18 protein-coding genes are annotated in these 16806 nt (G+C 41.2%); 4 read left to right on the forward strand and 14 right to left on the reverse strand.

From position 1 onward, the window contains the following. Window positions 1-136: 136 nt before the first annotated feature. Window positions 137-1972 carry a DNA ligase D gene (locus LGO15_RS14890; RefSeq protein ID WP_167833692.1) on the forward strand — a complete coding sequence of 612 codons (1836 nt, stop codon included), beginning with the start codon at window positions 137-139 and terminating at the stop codon, window positions 1970-1972. A 25-nt stretch (window positions 1973-1997) separates the two neighbouring features. Here LGO15_RS14890 and dapF read toward each other — a convergent pair whose 3' ends face one another. The 8 genes from dapF to LGO15_RS14930 all read right to left on the reverse strand — a co-directional run bounded on the left by dapF (window position 1998) and on the right by LGO15_RS14930 (window position 9086). Next, window positions 1998-2978: a diaminopimelate epimerase gene (gene dapF / locus LGO15_RS14895; protein ID WP_167833693.1), complete on the reverse strand. Its 981-nt coding sequence runs from the start codon at window positions 2976-2978 to the stop codon at window positions 1998-2000. 753 nt (window positions 2979-3731) lie between these two features. Beyond that, window positions 3732-4061, reverse strand: a complete 330-nt coding sequence (locus tag LGO15_RS14900) for a four-helix bundle copper-binding protein (RefSeq protein ID WP_167833694.1) — start codon at window positions 4059-4061, stop codon at window positions 3732-3734. A gap of 87 nt (window positions 4062-4148) precedes the next feature. Then, window positions 4149-4940: a hypothetical protein gene (locus LGO15_RS14905; RefSeq protein WP_167833695.1), complete on the reverse strand. Its 792-nt coding sequence runs from the start codon at window positions 4938-4940 to the stop codon at window positions 4149-4151. Between the two features lie 124 nt (window positions 4941-5064). Then, window positions 5065-6453, reverse strand: coding sequence for a S8 family peptidase (locus tag LGO15_RS14910; RefSeq protein WP_226085187.1), 1389 nt, complete (start codon window positions 6451-6453; stop codon window positions 5065-5067). Between the two features lie 263 nt (window positions 6454-6716). Next, window positions 6717-7496, reverse strand: a complete 780-nt coding sequence (locus tag LGO15_RS14915; protein WP_226085188.1) for an ABC transporter permease — start codon at window positions 7494-7496, stop codon at window positions 6717-6719. Beyond that, window positions 7493-8401: an ABC transporter ATP-binding protein gene (locus tag LGO15_RS14920; RefSeq protein WP_167833697.1), complete on the reverse strand. Its 909-nt coding sequence runs from the start codon at window positions 8399-8401 to the stop codon at window positions 7493-7495. The genes LGO15_RS14915 and LGO15_RS14920 overlap by 4 nt, the downstream gene beginning before the upstream one ends. After that, on the reverse strand, window positions 8401-8601 hold the full coding sequence (locus LGO15_RS14925; protein WP_167833698.1) for a PLD nuclease N-terminal domain-containing protein: 201 nt from the start codon (window positions 8599-8601) through the stop codon (window positions 8401-8403). Before LGO15_RS14925 ends, LGO15_RS14920 begins: the two co-directional genes overlap by 1 nt. Window positions 8602-8765: 164 nt before the next feature. Beyond that, window positions 8766-9086, reverse strand: coding sequence for a DUF4870 domain-containing protein (locus LGO15_RS14930; protein ID WP_167833699.1), 321 nt, complete (start codon window positions 9084-9086; stop codon window positions 8766-8768). Between the two features lie 151 nt (window positions 9087-9237). On the opposite strand from LGO15_RS14930, the gene LGO15_RS14935 reads away from it, so the two are divergent. Beyond that, the gene (locus LGO15_RS14935) at window positions 9238-10362 is read left to right on the forward strand and encodes an amidohydrolase (RefSeq protein ID WP_226085189.1); all 1125 of its coding nucleotides are present in this window, start codon (window positions 9238-9240) and stop codon (window positions 10360-10362) included. Window positions 10363-10636: 274 nt separating this feature from the next. Beyond that, entirely contained in the window at window positions 10637-11197 is a 561-nt protein-coding gene (locus tag LGO15_RS14940) for a GNAT family N-acetyltransferase (RefSeq protein WP_167833701.1), read from the forward strand. A gap of 44 nt (window positions 11198-11241) precedes the next feature. On the opposite strand, the gene LGO15_RS14945 is transcribed toward LGO15_RS14940, so the two are convergent. Both LGO15_RS14945 and LGO15_RS14950 read right to left on the reverse strand, forming a co-directional pair. Further along, on the reverse strand, window positions 11242-11406 hold the full coding sequence (locus LGO15_RS14945) for a hypothetical protein (protein ID WP_167833641.1): 165 nt from the start codon (window positions 11404-11406) through the stop codon (window positions 11242-11244). 181 nt (window positions 11407-11587) lie between these two features. Further along, window positions 11588-12367 (reverse strand): SDR family oxidoreductase, encoded by a 780-nt coding sequence (locus LGO15_RS14950; RefSeq protein WP_167833702.1) that lies wholly within the window; start codon window positions 12365-12367, stop codon window positions 11588-11590. A 170-nt stretch (window positions 12368-12537) separates the two neighbouring features. Between LGO15_RS14950 and LGO15_RS14955 the strand changes: the two genes are divergently transcribed. Next, a complete protein-coding gene (locus tag LGO15_RS14955; protein ID WP_167833703.1) occupies window positions 12538-13011 on the forward strand; it encodes an Hsp20/alpha crystallin family protein in 474 nt (157 codons plus the stop codon). Between the two features lie 42 nt (window positions 13012-13053). Here LGO15_RS14955 and LGO15_RS14960 read toward each other — a convergent pair whose 3' ends face one another. The 4 genes from LGO15_RS14960 to LGO15_RS14975 form a co-directional block, all read right to left on the reverse strand. Continuing rightward, a complete protein-coding gene (locus LGO15_RS14960; RefSeq protein WP_167833704.1) occupies window positions 13054-13776 on the reverse strand; it encodes a CAP domain-containing protein in 723 nt (240 codons plus the stop codon). Between the two features lie 388 nt (window positions 13777-14164). Continuing rightward, window positions 14165-14635 (reverse strand): FixH family protein, encoded by a 471-nt coding sequence (locus LGO15_RS14965; RefSeq protein ID WP_167833705.1) that lies wholly within the window; start codon window positions 14633-14635, stop codon window positions 14165-14167. 89 nt (window positions 14636-14724) lie between these two features. Further along, on the reverse strand, window positions 14725-16128 hold the full coding sequence (locus tag LGO15_RS14970) for a sensor histidine kinase (RefSeq protein WP_226085190.1): 1404 nt from the start codon (window positions 16126-16128) through the stop codon (window positions 14725-14727). Next, window positions 16125-16805 (reverse strand): response regulator transcription factor, encoded by a 681-nt coding sequence (locus tag LGO15_RS14975; protein ID WP_167833707.1) that lies wholly within the window; start codon window positions 16803-16805, stop codon window positions 16125-16127. The genes LGO15_RS14970 and LGO15_RS14975 overlap by 4 nt, the downstream gene beginning before the upstream one ends. Between the last annotated feature and the right edge of the window lies 1 nt (window position 16806).

The raw sequence follows: 16806 nt of genomic DNA on the forward strand, positions 1-16806 counted from the left end.
GCATTCTCCACCTTCTCGTTTTATTACTAATTTGCTTAATAATTGTTTTATCATGCGTTAAAACATTTCCCAGCGTACTAGTATCGAGCGAAACAGGAACAATATAAATAATAACCGGTGTGAAAGGATGTGGAAAATGCTTAAACCAATGCTCCCTACGCTGGCATTTGAAACGCCACAGGGGGATGAATGGCGTTATGAGATTAAATTTGATGGCTTTCGTGCCTTGCTGACATGGGATTCAGAAATTGAATTAACAAGTCGCAATGGGAAACCACTGCTGCCTCTGTTTCCGGAACTGACGGAGTTCCTCAAGGCCAACAAGGAAATGTTTGCACCATATTTGCCTTTGACATTGGACTCAGAGCTGGTATATCTTGAGAACCCTTATAAAGCGAATTTTGGAGCGATCCAAATTAGGGGAAGAATGAGATCTAAGGAAAAAATGAAAACCGAAGCGGAAAGGAATCCATGCAGGCTAATGGTTTTCGACCTTTTGAGGATAAAAGGAAAAAACATTGCACCTGAGAGTTATCAAGATCGGCGGCTTAAGCTTCAATCCCTATTTTCTGACCTTGGACTCCCACTCTTTCCCAACCACCAAAACCCGGACTTGGTCCAGCTTGTCCCAAGTGAAAGAGAATTGAGCGACATATGGGAGAAAGTTGTCATATATGATGGCGAGGGCATAATTGCCAAACAATATAATAGCAAATGGGAAGAAGGAAAACGAACGGATACTTGGATTAAATCGAAGAATTGGAAGTATGTTTCCTGTTTTGTGACGGCATATGAAAAATCCAATGGATACTTCTATATTTCAGTTTACAAAGATTCAAGAATCCATCAAATCGGGCTGGTTATCTTCGGATTCAAGCCCGAGGAAAAAAACGCCCTCCATCAAATCATCAAGCAAAATAAAAGTAGTGAAGATAATCAGTTCATCTATGTAGAACCAGGCATCTGCCTTGATGTAAAGTATTTGGAAATTTACGAGGACCAACTCCGAGAGCCTCATTTTCATCAGTTCCGATTCGATCTAAGTCCAGACATCTGCACTTATGAAAAGTTCGTTTTCCAACAAAAGAATCTGCCTCCGGATATTGAAATCACCCATCCAGATAAGCCGATTTGGGAAGAACCTCCGATTCAAAAGGTGGATTATATCCATTATTTAAGGGAGATTTCTCCCTATATGCTTCCATTCCTAGAGAATCGGCTCTTAACTGTGATCCGTTACCCTCACGGTATGTTTGGCGAAGCCTTTTACCAAAAAAACGTTCCTGATTATGCACCGGATTTTGTCCAAACTTCAACATCTGAAGGAATCGACTATATTGTCTGCAATAATATGAAAACTTTGCTCTGGCTTGGGAATCAAATCGCCATTGAATTTCATATTCCATTCCAGACAATCAACAGCAAAGGGCCTGATGAGATTGTTTTTGACCTTGATCCTCCATCAAGGGACGACTTTCATTTGGCGATCAAGGCTGCGCTTTATATCAAAGAGGTTTTGGATGAATTAAAGCTGATCAGCTTTATTAAGACTTCAGGAAATAAAGGTCTTCAGGTGTATATACCGCTGCCGGATAACCGTTATAGCTATGATGATACAAGACTGTTCACCTCTTTTATCGCGAACTATCTTGTTTCTAAAGAGCCTGATTACTTTACGATTGAACGTCTGAAGAAAAACAGGGGTAACCGTTTATATGTCGATTACATTCAGCATGCTGAAGGCAAAACGATTGTCAGTCCCTATTCCGCGCGAGGAAAATCACATGCTGGTGTCGCCACTCCTTTATTCTGGGAAGAAGTGAACGAGAAGTTGAATATTGAAGAATTCCATTTAGGAACGATCATCCAGCGCATTCAAAAGTTAGGCTGTCCATTCCGCACTTATTTTGCAGCAAAAGCAGAGCAGAACTTCGAACCGGTACTGAATGTTCTGAAGTCAAAAAAATCCTGAGGGAGCTCCTCAGGATTTTCTTCATTTAAAATCGGCTTAGATACTTTTTAGCATGCTCCTGCAGCTTGCTGTACTGGATTTCCTCGTTGAAATCTTCTTGTTCAAGGATTTCAGTAAGTAGTCCCTCTTTTGAAAAATCAACGTCTATTTCAGCTGAGTAAACAAAAGTAGCATTGCCGATCAAGTCAATGGTATAAGTTTCATTCTCCTTATGGACAGCACATTGAACCATCCCGCCATTATTGTAGACATTGATCGGCTGGCCAAGTTCATTTTCCCCCATCAGGCAGGTGACAAGTGTCGAGGCCGACATCGCTGTTCCACAAGCATTCGTATAGCCAACGCCTCGTTCAAAGGTCCTGACAAAGATGCTTCCCTTTTCAAGAAGCCTTATGAAACTGACATTGACGCCGTCAGGAAATAAATCATTAGGATTGTTTACCTTTTCGCTCAATTCCGTCTGCAGATTGGATTCCAATTGTTCCTTGCTAACTACAGTCGTTAGATGAGGGTTAGGAACTGACAGAGCTGTAAACGTCAATTCCTCCGATAACTGTGGAATCTTCTCCTGAATCAATGTTTCCTGGTCAAGATTCAACGGCAAATCCTTCAGGTCGAAAGTTACCGGAGAGATTTCCACCTGGTAAGTTGGAATATCACTGAAAATTTCTTCATGCTTTTTGACCTTGAGGTTGGCTTTCATCGTTTCGATCACAGCTTCTTCGACACCAAGCTTCTCGCAGACATAGCGTCCAGCACAGCGAAGACCATTGCCGCACATGGATGCCTCTGTACCATCCGAATTAAATATCCGATACTGAGCGTCTGCAACCTTGCTTGGACGTATGAACAGGATTCCATCCGCCCCTAGTGACGACTCCCTATCACACAGCGCCAGCGCAAGGTCACGCCTTTTGAAATCATCAAATTTATAATTCCGGTCCGTTTCATCTATTAATAAAAAGTCATTATGTGATCCATGACACTTAATCAAATCAATAAACATATTTACGCCCCCAAAAACCTTCGTTATATTACAAGATGCCATAAATGCTCGAATTGTTCAATATTGAAAGACTTAAGGTTGAATTTTTCTTTTGGGTGATTTCTGCTTTTACCGTTTTTGGATTCACGGACGCTTTTCGGGTAATGCAAAGCTCCTGCTTTTACCGTTTTTGGATTCCCGGACGCTTTTCGGGTAATGCAAAGCTCCTGCTTTTACCGTTTTTGGATTCACGGACGCTTTTCGGGCAATGCTAAGCTCCTGCTTTTACCGTTTTTGGATTCCCGGACGGTTTTCGGGCAATGCAGAGCTTCTGCTTTTACCGTTTTTGTATTCCCGGACGCTTTTCGGGCAATGCAAAGCTCCTGCTTTTACCGTTTTTGGACTCACGGACGCTTTTCGAGCAATGCTAAGCTCCTGCTTTTACCGTTTTTGTATTCCCGGACGCTTTTCGGGCAATGCAAAGCTCCTGCTTTTACCGTTTTTGGACTCACGGACGCTTTTCGAGCAATGCTAAGCTCCTGCTTTTACCGTTTTTGGATTCCCGGACGCTTTTCGGGCAATGCAGAGCTTCTGCTTTTACCGTTTTGGGATTCCCGGACGCTTTCCGGCAATGCTAAGCTCCTGCTTTTACCGTTTTGAACTTGCAGAGCGAATTCCTGATATTGCAGCATGCTGCATTCAGTTGTTCCCAGTCGTTCCCAATACATCACACAAAGAAAAAAGAACCAGCATGGATTGCTGGTTCACCAACTTTTAGGATGCCATTTTCCTGCATTCTTCCGCACATTTAAAGCAGGCTTCGGCACATTTTTGGCAGTGGTCATGATCATGCTGCTTGCATTCATTGCCGCAGGCTTCACAAATTTCTGCACAAAGGCCGCAAATTTGATTAACGAAGTGGCTATTTGTTTGCATCGCAGTTACTGCCATGCCGCAGATTTCGGCACACTCCCTGTCCATTCTGATGCACTCTGCCATCATTTTTACATTTTCTTCTTTTAAACAGGAATCAAAACAAACATTACATGCTTCAATACATTCGATACATGCCTGGATACAATCTTGGTATTGTTGGCTCTTCATGGTTCAACCTCCTGCTAGTTTTATCTATTTGTTAACCTATTGCAGTGGAGGATAAACAAAACTTTCAAATATGGGATATTTTTCAAACTAGTGCTCATAGTACATATATCGGCTGGAGAGTGCTGCAAATACAGCCATCCGGTCTGCCTGTTCCATCGTATAGTCAAATGTTAAGACTGGGGTATTCGCTTCTTTGAAAAACTTTGTCCATTCCAATGGCATCCATCCTCTTTGCAGCCTGGCAGCCGTTTTACCGTCTTCATGAACAAACTTAAAATCGTGCATCGATCCCGGAATTCTCACTACCTTCATTTTTTTGCCGCCGCTCAGGAAAGCAAGGCCAATTGTCTCTTTTGCCGCTTTTTTCGGATAATACACACCAATCACATCTTTATTAGCATTTAGAATCTTAAACCTATTTCGTTCTTGTATCAGGCTGCCTTCTAGATTCCCTTTGGAGTCATAGATTCCAATTCTTTTCAAGATTCTTTTATCTATAAAATATGGGAGAAACCAGCGGTAGCTTTTAGAAGATATTTCTCTTAATTCACCGGCCAGCATTCCGTCAGGTGTAAAAAACAGTAACCTCACTGCCGGTGCAGGTGCAAAGCCAATCAGCAGATTGTTTTGCTCGAAAAGTTGTTTATTATCATAATGATGAGATGCTACCGCGCTCTCTTCTGATTTGTTCTTATACAAAACATAGCGATTATAGTGGCTGAAAACGAAAAATAAGAAGGGTACTGCTACAAGAGTAAGAGGTATGTTCCAGGAAAACAGCAGGCTTGACGCCAGAATCACCACAAGAAGACCCGCTGATAGAATAGAACCATTTAAACTTATATAAGCTGTGTGCTGGTAATGTTGTTGTATGCTCATATCTATTATCTCCTTGAAGAAAATCTACTTCGTCAATTTAATTCTATTAAACAAGGAGACTAATCATTCTACTTTTTTCATACAGAACAAAACCGGACATTTGACATGTCCGGTTTCAATAGAATTATTTAATGGTCAATGCATTTACTGCATTGATCAAACCATGACCAGTTTGCTCATCATACCCTGGTTTGAATAGATCTTCTGCTGAGCTTTGGATGATTGATTTTACTTGAGCAGGATTAAGCTGATCCTTGCCATGCTTGGCGATGACCACACCAGCAAGCGCTGCCACTTTTGGAGCTGCCATTGAAGTCCCGCCTTTACCGCCGTAACCATGTCCAATGACATTTTTATTTGCATCTAATAGTGGGACAGTGCTAAAGGCTAGGTAACTATTATCTCTGCCAGCACCAGTAGATGGATCATAATTTGGCCCAAGATCACCGCCTGGCGCCATAACGTCAATTTTCCCTACTCCATAGTTAGAGTAAAATGCAAGGTTCTTCAAAGCGCCGCCAGCAGAAACTCTGATCATTGTCTGGCTGCTCGGACTTCTGTGTGTTGCACCGTTGTCATCCCCAGATAATTTACCAGAGCTGCTAAGATCGACAGCGTTGTTCCCTGCAGAGCCTACAACTGTTACACCTTTCTGGATTGCGTACTGAATTGCCCGGTTGAACAATTGTACATCCGCAACGATGTCCTTTGTTGCATACTCAGGATCCTGGAACCAATCATAACCACCAAGAGACATGTTGACGACATCAACATTATCATCAGCGGCTGTCATTAGAGCTTCAGCAATATGAGAAGTTGCAGCACCTCCAGTTGGACCAAACACTCTGTATGATGCAACCTTAAGATCTGGTCCCACTCCAAGAGCTTCACCTTTTGCAGCAATGGAACCGGCAACATGCGTACCATGGCTGTTCTGGTCAATTGGATCATCATAACCAGGAACAAAAGACTTACCGCCTGCGTAATTATCTTTTAAATCAGGGTGATTATAGTCAATTCCAGTATCAATGACACCGACAACGATATCCTCACCATCTGCTGATAATCCTGTTCCACCTGGAAGATTCCATGATTCACCGTTATTTGTTACTTGTTTAATATCCCACATGTATTGGTTATAAAAGTCTGCACCTTCAATAAGGTCTTCCACTTCTACAGTCTCTCCATCAATCGTTTGTTCAGGGTATACAGTATTCTCCACACCAGCTTCTAAAACAATGGATGACTTTTTGACTTCTTTTAGGAAGTTGGCATTTTTAGAGGTAACCTCTACCGCACCGAGCTTGTCCAATTTATCTTCCACTTGACCGCCGGCTTTTTTAATCGCTTCGGCATAACCAGATGGAAGTCCCTGTTGATCCTTAAAGATTACCAGGTATGTATTCTCTGTATTCGATTCAGCTTCCCCTTTCGTTACACCTGCATTGAAAATGGTAGCCGCGCCCAGAAGGACTGCAAGTGTTCCTGCATATAGCTTTTTTCTTGTCGACATATTACCCCTCCTTTTTCTTAATTTTCATTATATTTAAAATTCAAACTTTAGCAATATAATGAATTCGACACTAAAACCCAGTGTTTATCCAGAAAAATAGGTCTAATTTATTATTCGCTAAATAAACTTCAAAAGAAAACAACTTCAAAATATGTTAAAAGATTCATTTTAAAGTTCTAAATAAGTGAATGTTTCGACAAATCAAATGACAAAAACAGTTCTTCATTCCTAGAAAAAAAATTAGGCCCGGTCATTGACCGGGCCTAATCAGCAAGCTCTTTTCTTTTAAATATATAGATTGCCATTACAACAAATAACACACTCATCAATAAAGTCATTCCAGTCGCTGGCCAAATATGTTCAGGCCAGCTTTCGGTAATCAACTTCTCCGAAACATAGGATACTAGCTGTGTCGGACTCCATTCGAGAAGGTGTTGGAAGGAACCACCTAAGATTGTAAATACGAAGACAGTAACAAGCGCTACCATTCCTGCTGCAACTGGCTGCATGAACATTGCACTGCAAAGGATTACAAAGGAGAGTACCAGTACGAGCCAAAGTGCATATAGTCCAAATGATTCCATGAAGGAGCCGAACGGAATGAACTCAAATAGAACACCTGTATAATACCAGCTTGCCAACATTCCAAGGAATAAGGATAAGACGATCAGTATAATGGCAGCTGCCCATTTGGAAGTAATATAAGACGAATAGGAAACTGGCTTTACAAGGATTAATTGTGCGACACCACTCTTTCTTTCACCAGCAATTATCCCCATCATCGAGAGGACGATTACCAATATTCCAATCATCTGGTATTGTCCCAAACTCATGATAAATACTTCTTGAGCAGATGGTTCGGGCATTTCAAATACCGTCCCTTCAGGAAGGCCGCCGACGGAATTAAGGATTTCAGGCAAATAATAGGTGGTTAATGGGTCCATCACCCCAAGTAATATAAAAGTGATTGGCATCCAGACCCATTTGTAGTTTCTTGCCATCTCCAGGAATTCTTTGTTTAATAGAGTGAACCACTGCTTCATTTTTGCACCACCTTCATGAACACATCTTCAAGACTTACAGAACCAATTTCATATCTAGTGAGAGGCCAGTTCTCCCTGGCTGCCTGACTCAGTAATGCCTCTTTAATTGTTTCAAGATCTTCCGTGTAAATACTTGCTTTATTGCCTTCAGTTTGAATGGAAACGATGAGTGGATGTTCTGAAAGAGAAATTAAAAAACTTGAAGCTTCCTGGCTAAAAGCAAGATCGATTTTTGACTGGTGATATTTTTCCCTGAATTCATCCATTGTCCCAGATTCTATTATTTCACCATTGTGGAGGAACAAAATACTCTCACACACTTCCTCTGCATCATTAAGGATATGAGTAGAAAACAATACAGTCGCTTCCTTCTTTAGCTTCTCCAGCAATTCAAGTACCTCTCGCCTTCCAAATGGGTCCAGGGCGGAAACCGGCTCATCCAGCATAATCAATTTTGGCCTGTGAATGATTGCCTGGGCAATCCCAAGCCGCTGCTTCATGCCGCCGGAAAACTTGCCGATTCTCCTGTTTTTTGCATCCGCAATACCCACAAGCTCAAGAAGTTCAGCTGACCGCTCCTTCGATTCCTTTGCATCCAATCCAGATAGCTTCCCAACATACTCAAGGAATTCCCTCGCTGTCATCCAGTCATGGAAAACAGGATGTTGCGGAAGATAACCAATTAACTGGCGATGGTCACCCCCCTGCTTTTCACCCGCAAAAGAAATCGTACCTTTGCTTGGTTCCAGCAGCCCTGAGAGCATTTTCAGCGTGGTCGTTTTTCCAGCACCATTGGCGCCGATCAATGCGACGCATTTCCCATTTTCTAGTTCAAAATTCAACCCTTTGATCACTCGTAAGTCTTTAAAACTCTTTTCCAAATTTTCCACTCGAACTAAGGGCATTAATGATTTCTCCTTCCAATCACGAAATACAGGATAGGCCCGACGATGTTCACCAATAGGATAACAATGGCCCAAACCCATTTAGGACCGTTTGTTTTTTCAATTTTTATTAAATCAACCACCGCGACAATTAACAAAATCACTTGGATGATCACTATAGGGGCAATTAAAGCCCAATTTATATCAGCGAATAATTCCATTTAAATAACCTCCTCATTTGTTCTTACACCCATAAGACGACTGAAGAGGAATATCGTTCAAAAAATAATAAATTTTTTTGTTGTTACACAGTGTAAAGTACAGCCAAAAAAATCTCCGGCATATATCTGCCAGAGATTTGTGACTAATTCCTCTTAAAGAAGTCTTAAAGAAGCCTGAATATGAATGGAATCCGATATTCTTGACCTTCATAGGCTTTTATCGCACCTACAATCGTGAACACCATGGCTAAAATACCAATGACCCACAACATGAAGATCCCAATCAGCAGGATGACAAGAATTCCACTTACTATTCCATAGACAGTATAAGAAATAAAAAAGTTCATATACTCCCTTCCGTGGTAATCAATATAGCTGGAATCATCCTTCTTAGCCAGCCAAATAATCAGCGGGCCAAGAAAAGCAGTAAAAAAGCTAATTACATAAATACCTGCTGCAATAAGTCTTTCGTCGTTTTTTGGCATGATCTTTCTCCCCCCAAAACTCTTATAGTAACTTTACGAAGAAGGTGTAAAAAAGTTTCATCAATGGTGTACTTTTTCATTATAATGAAATGAAGAGAAACCTTGACTTCTTGCCAATGAGCAAGAAAATAAATTTAGGATAGGATCAAAAATGAAAAGGATACTGCTGAAGAATGCAAATATAATGCCAATCACTGCTGAGCCAAGCTCAAATTGTGATGTTCTTATAGAAGATGGAAAAATAATTAGAATCGAAGTTAAAATTGCGATTGAGCCTGGGATGGAGGTAATTGAGTGTAATAATCACTATTTGCTGCCAGGTTTCATCGATGTCCACACTCACCTAGGCCTATATGATGAAGGTACAGGCTGGGCCGGAAATGATGCCAACGAAACGATTGAGCCGATGAGTCCCCATGTCCGGGCAATCGACGGTGTCTACCCACTCGATCCTGCATTTAGCGATGCACTTAAATACGGTATTACCACTGCACATGTTATGCCTGGAAGTGCCAATGTTATAGGCGGGACTACATCTGTCATCAAAACGGCTGGGAAGAACATTAAAAATATGGTTATCCAGGAAACTGCAGGTCTTAAAATTGCGTTAGGAGAAAACCCAAAAAGGATCCACAGTATGGGAAATAAGGACTCCATCACACGTATGGGAATCATGGGAATGTTAAGGGAAGCTTTTTATGAAGCTATGAATGCCGAAAATCCGGAATCGTTAAGGATCAAACCGATCATAAAAGCGCTGAACCGGGAAATCCCTGTTAGGATCCATGCCCACAGAGCTGACGATATCATGTCTGCAATCAGATTTGCTGATGAATTCAATCTCGATTTACGGATTGAGCATTGTACGGAAGGGCACTTGATTGCCGAAGAGCTAGCTGATCTTAATCTAAAGGTGTCAGTGGGACCAACTCTCACCCGCAGGTCAAAAGTGGAACTGAAGAATAAGAGCTGGAGAACTTATCAGGAATTGACTGACCAGGGTGTTGAAGTTTCAGTCACCACTGATCATCCATACACTCCAATCCAATATTTGAATCTTTGTGCCGCTATCGCAGTCAGGGAAGGTTTATCAGAACAAAAAGCGCTCGAAGGAATTACGATATTGCCTGCAAGGAACTTAAGAGTTGATGACCGTGTCGGCAGTATTGAGCCTGGTAAAGATGCTGACTTGGTCCTTTGGAGCCAACATCCTTTCCACTTCAGCGCTAAGCCCTTATGGACAATGATCGATGGCAAAATCGTGTATCAGCTTTAGTCGAAAAATGGTGTAGATTTTTGGCAAAAAAACGCAGAAAAAAAGGTTGAAAAACCTATTTTCTTTTTTGAAAATATCCTGTATTATACTCTTTGGAAATAAAATTTCATAAAGCAAAGTGATTAGGGAAGGCAAATGGTGCGCCACCAGTATCCTGGTTCTAGTGGGTTCGATTCCCACCCCGAAATTTTTTAGCAACTTACAAAAAATTTCGAGGGTGGCCGTGTAGTTACATTCGCACGGGATAGGACTGCCCTGCGTGGAGGGATACAAAATGCTCAAAAAACGCGATCTGCATGATTGCCATGATTTATTTGAGCTGATGGCGCATCCGGAGGTCTTCCCTTTTGTGCGCCAGAAGGCATATTCATATGATGAATTCGTATTTGTCACAAAACAGACGATAGAATCCGAGGAGCAAGGGGAATTGATTTCCCGTACCATTCTTGATGAGTGGGGAGCCCCAATTGGTACGATCAATCTTTTTGATATCCAGGAAGGAGCTGGGTTCCTGGGAACCTGGCTGGGAAAACCGTTTCATGGTAAAGGGTACAATACATTGGCCAAGGATGCATTCTTCCAGGAATTATTTTATGAACTTGGTATTGAAACTATTTTCATGCGCATCCGGAAGGTGAATATCCGCTCCATAAAAGCAGCAGAGAAGCTGCCTTATGTGGTAAAAGCGAATGAGACTCGGAAGAATATTTATGAACAGCTTAATGCTACTGAGGAAATTTACGATTTATATGAAATTCCAAAAGATCAATATACACTTTACCTGAAAAGGTCTGGTGTACAAGAAGAAGAAGCCGCCCAGTTGCTGGAGGCATAATCCGTTCAACAATAAAAACGCCCTGTAATTGAACAGGGCGTTTTCTAATTCAGTAAATCCTGCCCTTTTATTTCTTCATGCTCCGATAAGGCAGCTTCAGACAGGAACACTTCTAGCTCAGCATCCGTTAACGTCTCATAACGTCCATCTTCAAAGAAAACCTGCGTCTGATTTGGATTGATTCTATTCATGTTAAAACCTATTCCCATTATAATCACCCCACGAAAGTAAACTAAATACTATCAATAGTTAGATAATTCGATACAATTTTCTTTTTATTGATAATAGTTTTCCCAATGTGCTTCGTGTTATTCAAACAAGCTCCTTCACATTAAATGTCACCAGTAAGTGGATCACGGATCAAATAAAAAAAACGCCATGATGGCGTTTCTACAAATTCTCCCGAAAAGCTTTTCCAAGCACGTCTTTTCCTCCTGTAACCGGGATGATGCTCCCCGTTATAAAGCTGGAATCATCATTTGCAAGGAAGCTTATAACCCTTGATATATCTTCACCTGTACCTGGTCTGCCTACTGGTACTGAAGAATCTTCGACTTTCAAGGATTGACTGATTGCCCTTTCTTTCCACTCGCCTATTATGTCACCTGGACAAACCATATTGGCTGTGATGCCATTTTCTGCTTCTTCAATTGCAAGTGTTTTCGTCAAAGAAGCCAATCCAGACTTTGCAGCCGCAAATGCAGACCTGTAAATCCATCCGGGAGCCGACTCCACTCTGTCGAAACCAATTGTAATGATTCTTCCCCATTTTCGTTCCCTCATTGAAGGGATAAGTAAATTTGATAAATAGAAAACGGCATTTAAATTGCCATTTATTAAGTAAGTCCATTCATCGACCTGGTAATCAGCCATTTTTTTCCTTTCAGAAATGTATGGACCAGCATTATGCACGACTATATCTATCTTAGCGAATTCCTTCAGTGCCTGGGAAACAATGGTCTTACAGTCATCATAGTTAGTGATATCTCCCTGCACACAAATATTCTTTGTGTTGAACACTTCCGATAATTCCTTTGCAAGCTGTTCAGCCTCTAATTTGCTGTTACGATAATTGATGATTATGTTTATTCCTTCGGCAGCAAGCTGCAGTGCTGTCCGCCTCCCTAAACCGGTGGCACCTCCGGTTATCAAAGCAGTTTTATTTTCCACAACTGTACCCCTCATCTTCTTTAGATTACTTATCCCTATACTAAAAAGAAGCAAGCTGTTTTGCAACTTTTAACCTTTTTCACATCAACATCGTTAGATTTTAACCGCTGGGCCGATGCCTGCATATACTATTCATATCGAAGATGGGCTGTTTGAAAGGCGGGATCTAATTGTTTCCTTGGAATCTATTGCCGTTCGACCGAAATACGCAGAAAAAGTTTTTGGAAATGAAGCCAGATGAAATTGAAAATTATGTCCAGCAAATGATGGGCAAGATGCTCCAGCCAAATATGCAAGGGATGTTAAAGCCAGAAGAATGGCTTAAAGGGATGCAGCAGCAAAGTGCACCGAATCCAGTCCAGCCTGAGGCCGGACTAAATGCAGAAATGTTTGAAACTCATGATTATGTTTTTGTAAGGCTGCCGCTTAAAGATGAATCCATGTTAAAACAAATGAAACTCTTCTATACTTCAAACCAGGTTATTGTCGAGCACATCCCTGATCTTTCAGATAAACACACCCTCGTACTGCCAGCGACCGTTAAGCGTAAAGGAGCAGCAGCAAACTACCGCGATGGCGTATTGGAATTAAGGCTACAAAAAATGGTTGATATGCAATTTGCGGAAATCGACATATCCAAATGAGTTCAAAAAAAGAACAGCCGGGTGGCTGCTCTTTTTCTTCCATTATTTCCCAATGAACATTTGTGTCCAATAGTTACCTGTTGCTACATGGCCAACACCGATATGTGTATAGCTTGAGTTCAGGATGTTCGCACGGTGACCTGAACTGTTCATCCATGCATTTACTACTTCTTCTGGGGTACGCTGGCCCATAGCGATGTTTTCACCAGCTGAACGATAAGAGATTCCAAACTTCTTCATCATATCGAAAGGTGAACCGTAAGTTGGGCTAGTATGGCTGAAATAACCTTTGCTTTGCATATCTCGGGATTTTTCCCTTGCTACTTTACTTAGTTCTGTATCAAGAGCAAGTGGCTTCAAACCATTCTTTGCTCTCTCTTGATTTGTCAGCTCAACTACTTTTTGCTCGTAGGCACTAACAGCTGAAGATACAGGTGCAGCAGCTGGCTCTTGAGCAGGGGCTTTAGCCGGCTCCTGAACTGGTGCAGGCGCTGGAGCTTTTACAGGTTCTTGTACTTTTGTTGGTTCTGGAGTTTTAACAGGCTCCTGAACTTTGGTGTCAGCTGGCTGTGCTTGTTTCCAAGAGAATTGATAGTTCTTAAAATACTTTTGCAGAATAGAATTGATTTGCTCGTTGCTTAAATTTCCATTTTGGTAATAGTAAACCTTTGATTGTATAGTAGATGCATCTGCTTTATCCATCGCGGGATTAGAAGCGAATAGAGCTGCAGCAGCAATTGCTGTTATAATCATTTTCTTTTTCATTCTCGAATTCCTCCCGAAAATTTAGTTTGTCTCTCTCTTGCACACTAATCATATCATGCGATTTTTGTAATATTTATGGGAGAAACAGGTAACACTATTATACTATGAAAATGAATTTGATTATTTTTTGTTTGATAGGTAAAAAAAACAATGTTTAAAAGACTTTTAACTTGAATCATATAGTATTATCATTATTTTCCTTTTTAGTTTCGAAAGACCAGTTAAACAAAAAAAAGGAAGAATTAAGTGATTGACAACTTTTTGACCAGACGTCTTTCATGACAATTTTTTCGGCAATATGACAATCATTAATGTATATTACATGCCAATTGGCCTTATATAGACAGCAAAAGAATGAAAAAAAGCGGCCATCGCCGCTTTTTCCTCTTTAGTGCCCATGCTGATCCTCAGACTCTGAATCTTTGTCATCCATTTTCATTTCAGAGGATTTCCCCTCTTCTTCTGGCTCACTTGGGCTGCCCACGATAAATTCAATTTTTGGCATATTATGCATCCTTCTGGCAGTCACATGAGAAATAATATAATAGGTACCTTCTTCATCAAAGGATTTTTTCAAGCTATAAATTCCGTTTTGATCGTGTTCCACCACAATTTTTTCGTGTTCTTCTGCCTGTGAACGCCAGATTTCAAATTTCACTTCGTCTGCGTCCTCTACTTTTTCTGTTCCATAAGTTATCTTGGCTTCAAACGTGATTTCCTCATTTAATTCGGCTTTTTCAGGATTTGCTGTCAACTCAACTTCTAAAAACTGCGGTTCCTCTTCCACTTCCTGCTGTGAACATCCTGTCATAATCAGACCTATCAATGCTGCCAATAACACTACCAACATTCGTTTCATTTAATATACCCCTTAATTAATTTTGTGAAATCTTGCTTCTAAAAGAGCTTGCATTGACTTTGGCAACGCTCAGTTTGATCCCTGAAACGCTATAATTCCACGGCTGGAAAATAGAGAGTAATGGTCGTACCATGTCCTAGCTCACTTGATATTTCCATTTTACCATCATGAAGCTCGACTAATTTATCAACAATCGCCAGACCCAAACCTGTACCTCCGTCTGCTCTGGACCTTGCCTTATTCACTCTATAAAAGCGTTCAGTCAGCTTTTTTATATCCTCTTCTGGTATTCCCGTCCCAGTGTCTTCAATCTCGACTTTACAGCCATAGGCATCCTTTGCAAGTCTGATTAAAATCCTGCCGCCACTCTCAGTATAGCGGATCGCATTGTCAATGAGGTTCTGGAAAATCTGCTCGAGTCTTCCTTCATCACCATTAATAATGATATCCGGATCAAGATTAAGTGTTAGGCTGATCTTCTTTTCATCCAGGGCTGGACCGTACTTGATAATAAAATCTTCGATTAGCTGTGCCAGCGGGAAAGGACTTTTCATTAAACTATATTCATCTGCATCCAGTCTTGATAAATCAAGCAAATCTTGAACAAGCTTTACCATTCTGCCGGATTCCCTGTTTATTAGCTTTAAATATTTATTCTTCTCATCAGGCTCTTTTATCATCCCTGTTTCCAACGCCTCGCTATAGCCTTTTATATAGCTTATAGGAGTCCTTAATTCATGGGAAACATCTGCAAGGAATTCCCTCTTTTTCTCATCTTCTTTTTGTACAGACTCGGACATATGGTTGAAAGCTTTTGCCAGCTGACCAATTTCGTCTTCAGATTTGATATTTACACGTGCAGAGTAATCTCCTCCAGATACCCTTTCAGCTGCCTCCTTCATGGCAGCAAGAGGCCTGGTTAGCTTTCTAAGCATTTTAAACCCAAGGAAAGCGGCAATGATAATGAACAGTACTCCGCCAATCAGCCATAAAAAAGAGAAATCGACAGTCAGCTCGGAAATTTTAGCAAGGGGAACATATAAATAAATGATTCCTTCAAGCCGGTTATCGTCAAGAAGAGGAATGGCCACAGCAAGGATCTTTCTTCCAAACCTCTCTTCAAATCCTGATTTCATGACTGGTTCACCATTAAGAAGCTGTTCTCGCTCTTCCTTCCCGATCAAGGTTTCATAATCAATTGAATAAGGGAGGCAGGCGCTTAGCTCCTTTGGGTTACTGACAAGGAATACCTCGGACTCCGATTTTTCATTATACCATTCTACCTGCTCCTTCATTTCATCGGTCAATGGACCGCCTGGATAGTCACTCGCCAGGCGGTAACCTTCTTCAATAAGTGAATCTTCAACTATATCGACATATAGTTTTTCATAAAATAGATAGGATAAAAAAAAAGAATACAATACAGTTACCAGTATGGTGGCGGTAACCGTCAGCCATAATTTTTTAAACAGGCTGTCAGAAAAAGAAATCATGTTTCCGGCACCTCGAATTTATACCCTACACCCCAGATGGTTTGAATATAGTCTCCTGTTCCCAGTTTCATCCTCAGCGTCTTAATGTGTGTGTCGACAGTCCTCAAGCTGCCATGGTAATCCATTCCCCAGACAAACTCCAGCAACTGTTCCCTACTTAGGGCCTGGCCCTGGTGCTGAACAAGAAAAACGAGCAGCTCAAACTCTTTGAGGGTGAGCGGAACATTATTTCCTTCCACACTGACTCTTCTTCCCTTCTTATCTATGTTAATTTTTCCCAGAGTCACTGAATCTTCATCATTCTTGACAAAAGACGTCCTTCTTAACAATGCATTGATTCTTGCTACAAGCTCTCCCGGACTGAAAGGCTTGACTATATAATCATCTCCCCCAAGCTGGAGCCCTTTTACTTTATCCCATTCTTCTCCTTTAGCTGAAAGGAAGATAATCGGTACCTGCGAAAAAGTCCTGATCTTTCCGCAAACGGCAAAGCCATCCTCAAAAGGCATCATAATATCAAGAATGACCAGGTCAAAGTTTTCTTCCTGCAGTTTTCTCACTCCATCTACCCCGTCTGCGGCATGGACACATTTGAACCCTGAATTTTCAAGATACATTTGCACAAGATTGCGCATATCTTCTTCATCATCTATGATTAAAACTTTTATGGGATTCATC

It is taken from the genome of Mesobacillus sp. S13 (genome assembly GCF_020422885.1).
GTDB lineage: Bacteria > Bacillota > Bacilli > Bacillales > Cytobacillaceae > Mesobacillus > Mesobacillus selenatarsenatis_A.

Coding starts and splice junctions, on each gene's coding strand:
- LGO15_RS14890 (WP_167833692.1), top strand. CDS start 137: ATGCTTAAACCAATGCTCCCTACGCTGGCATTTGAAACGCCACAGGGG.
- dapF (WP_167833693.1), bottom strand. CDS start 2,978: ATGTTTATTGATTTGATTAAGTGTCATGGATCACATAATGACTTTTTA.
- LGO15_RS14900 (WP_167833694.1), bottom strand. CDS start 4,061: ATGAAGAGCCAACAATACCAAGATTGTATCCAGGCATGTATCGAATGT.
- LGO15_RS14905 (WP_167833695.1), bottom strand. CDS start 4,940: ATGAGCATACAACAACATTACCAGCACACAGCTTATATAAGTTTAAAT.
- LGO15_RS14910 (WP_226085187.1), bottom strand. CDS start 6,453: ATGTCGACAAGAAAAAAGCTATATGCAGGAACACTTGCAGTCCTTCTG.
- LGO15_RS14915 (WP_226085188.1), bottom strand. CDS start 7,496: ATGAAGCAGTGGTTCACTCTATTAAACAAAGAATTCCTGGAGATGGCA.
- LGO15_RS14920 (WP_167833697.1), bottom strand. CDS start 8,401: ATGCCCTTAGTTCGAGTGGAAAATTTGGAAAAGAGTTTTAAAGACTTA.
- LGO15_RS14925 (WP_167833698.1), bottom strand. CDS start 8,601: ATGGAATTATTCGCTGATATAAATTGGGCTTTAATTGCCCCTATAGTG.
- LGO15_RS14930 (WP_167833699.1), bottom strand. CDS start 9,086: ATGCCAAAAAACGACGAAAGACTTATTGCAGCAGGTATTTATGTAATT.
- LGO15_RS14935 (WP_226085189.1), top strand. CDS start 9,238: ATGAAAAGGATACTGCTGAAGAATGCAAATATAATGCCAATCACTGCT.
- LGO15_RS14940 (WP_167833701.1), top strand. CDS start 10,637: ATGCTCAAAAAACGCGATCTGCATGATTGCCATGATTTATTTGAGCTG.
- LGO15_RS14945 (WP_167833641.1), bottom strand. CDS start 11,406: ATGGGAATAGGTTTTAACATGAATAGAATCAATCCAAATCAGACGCAG.
- LGO15_RS14960 (WP_167833704.1), bottom strand. CDS start 13,776: ATGAAAAAGAAAATGATTATAACAGCAATTGCTGCTGCAGCTCTATTC.
- LGO15_RS14965 (WP_167833705.1), bottom strand. CDS start 14,635: ATGAAACGAATGTTGGTAGTGTTATTGGCAGCATTGATAGGTCTGATT.
- LGO15_RS14970 (WP_226085190.1), bottom strand. CDS start 16,128: ATGATTTCTTTTTCTGACAGCCTGTTTAAAAAATTATGGCTGACGGTT.
- LGO15_RS14975 (WP_167833707.1), bottom strand. CDS start 16,805: ATGAATCCCATAAAAGTTTTAATCATAGATGATGAAGAAGATATGCGC.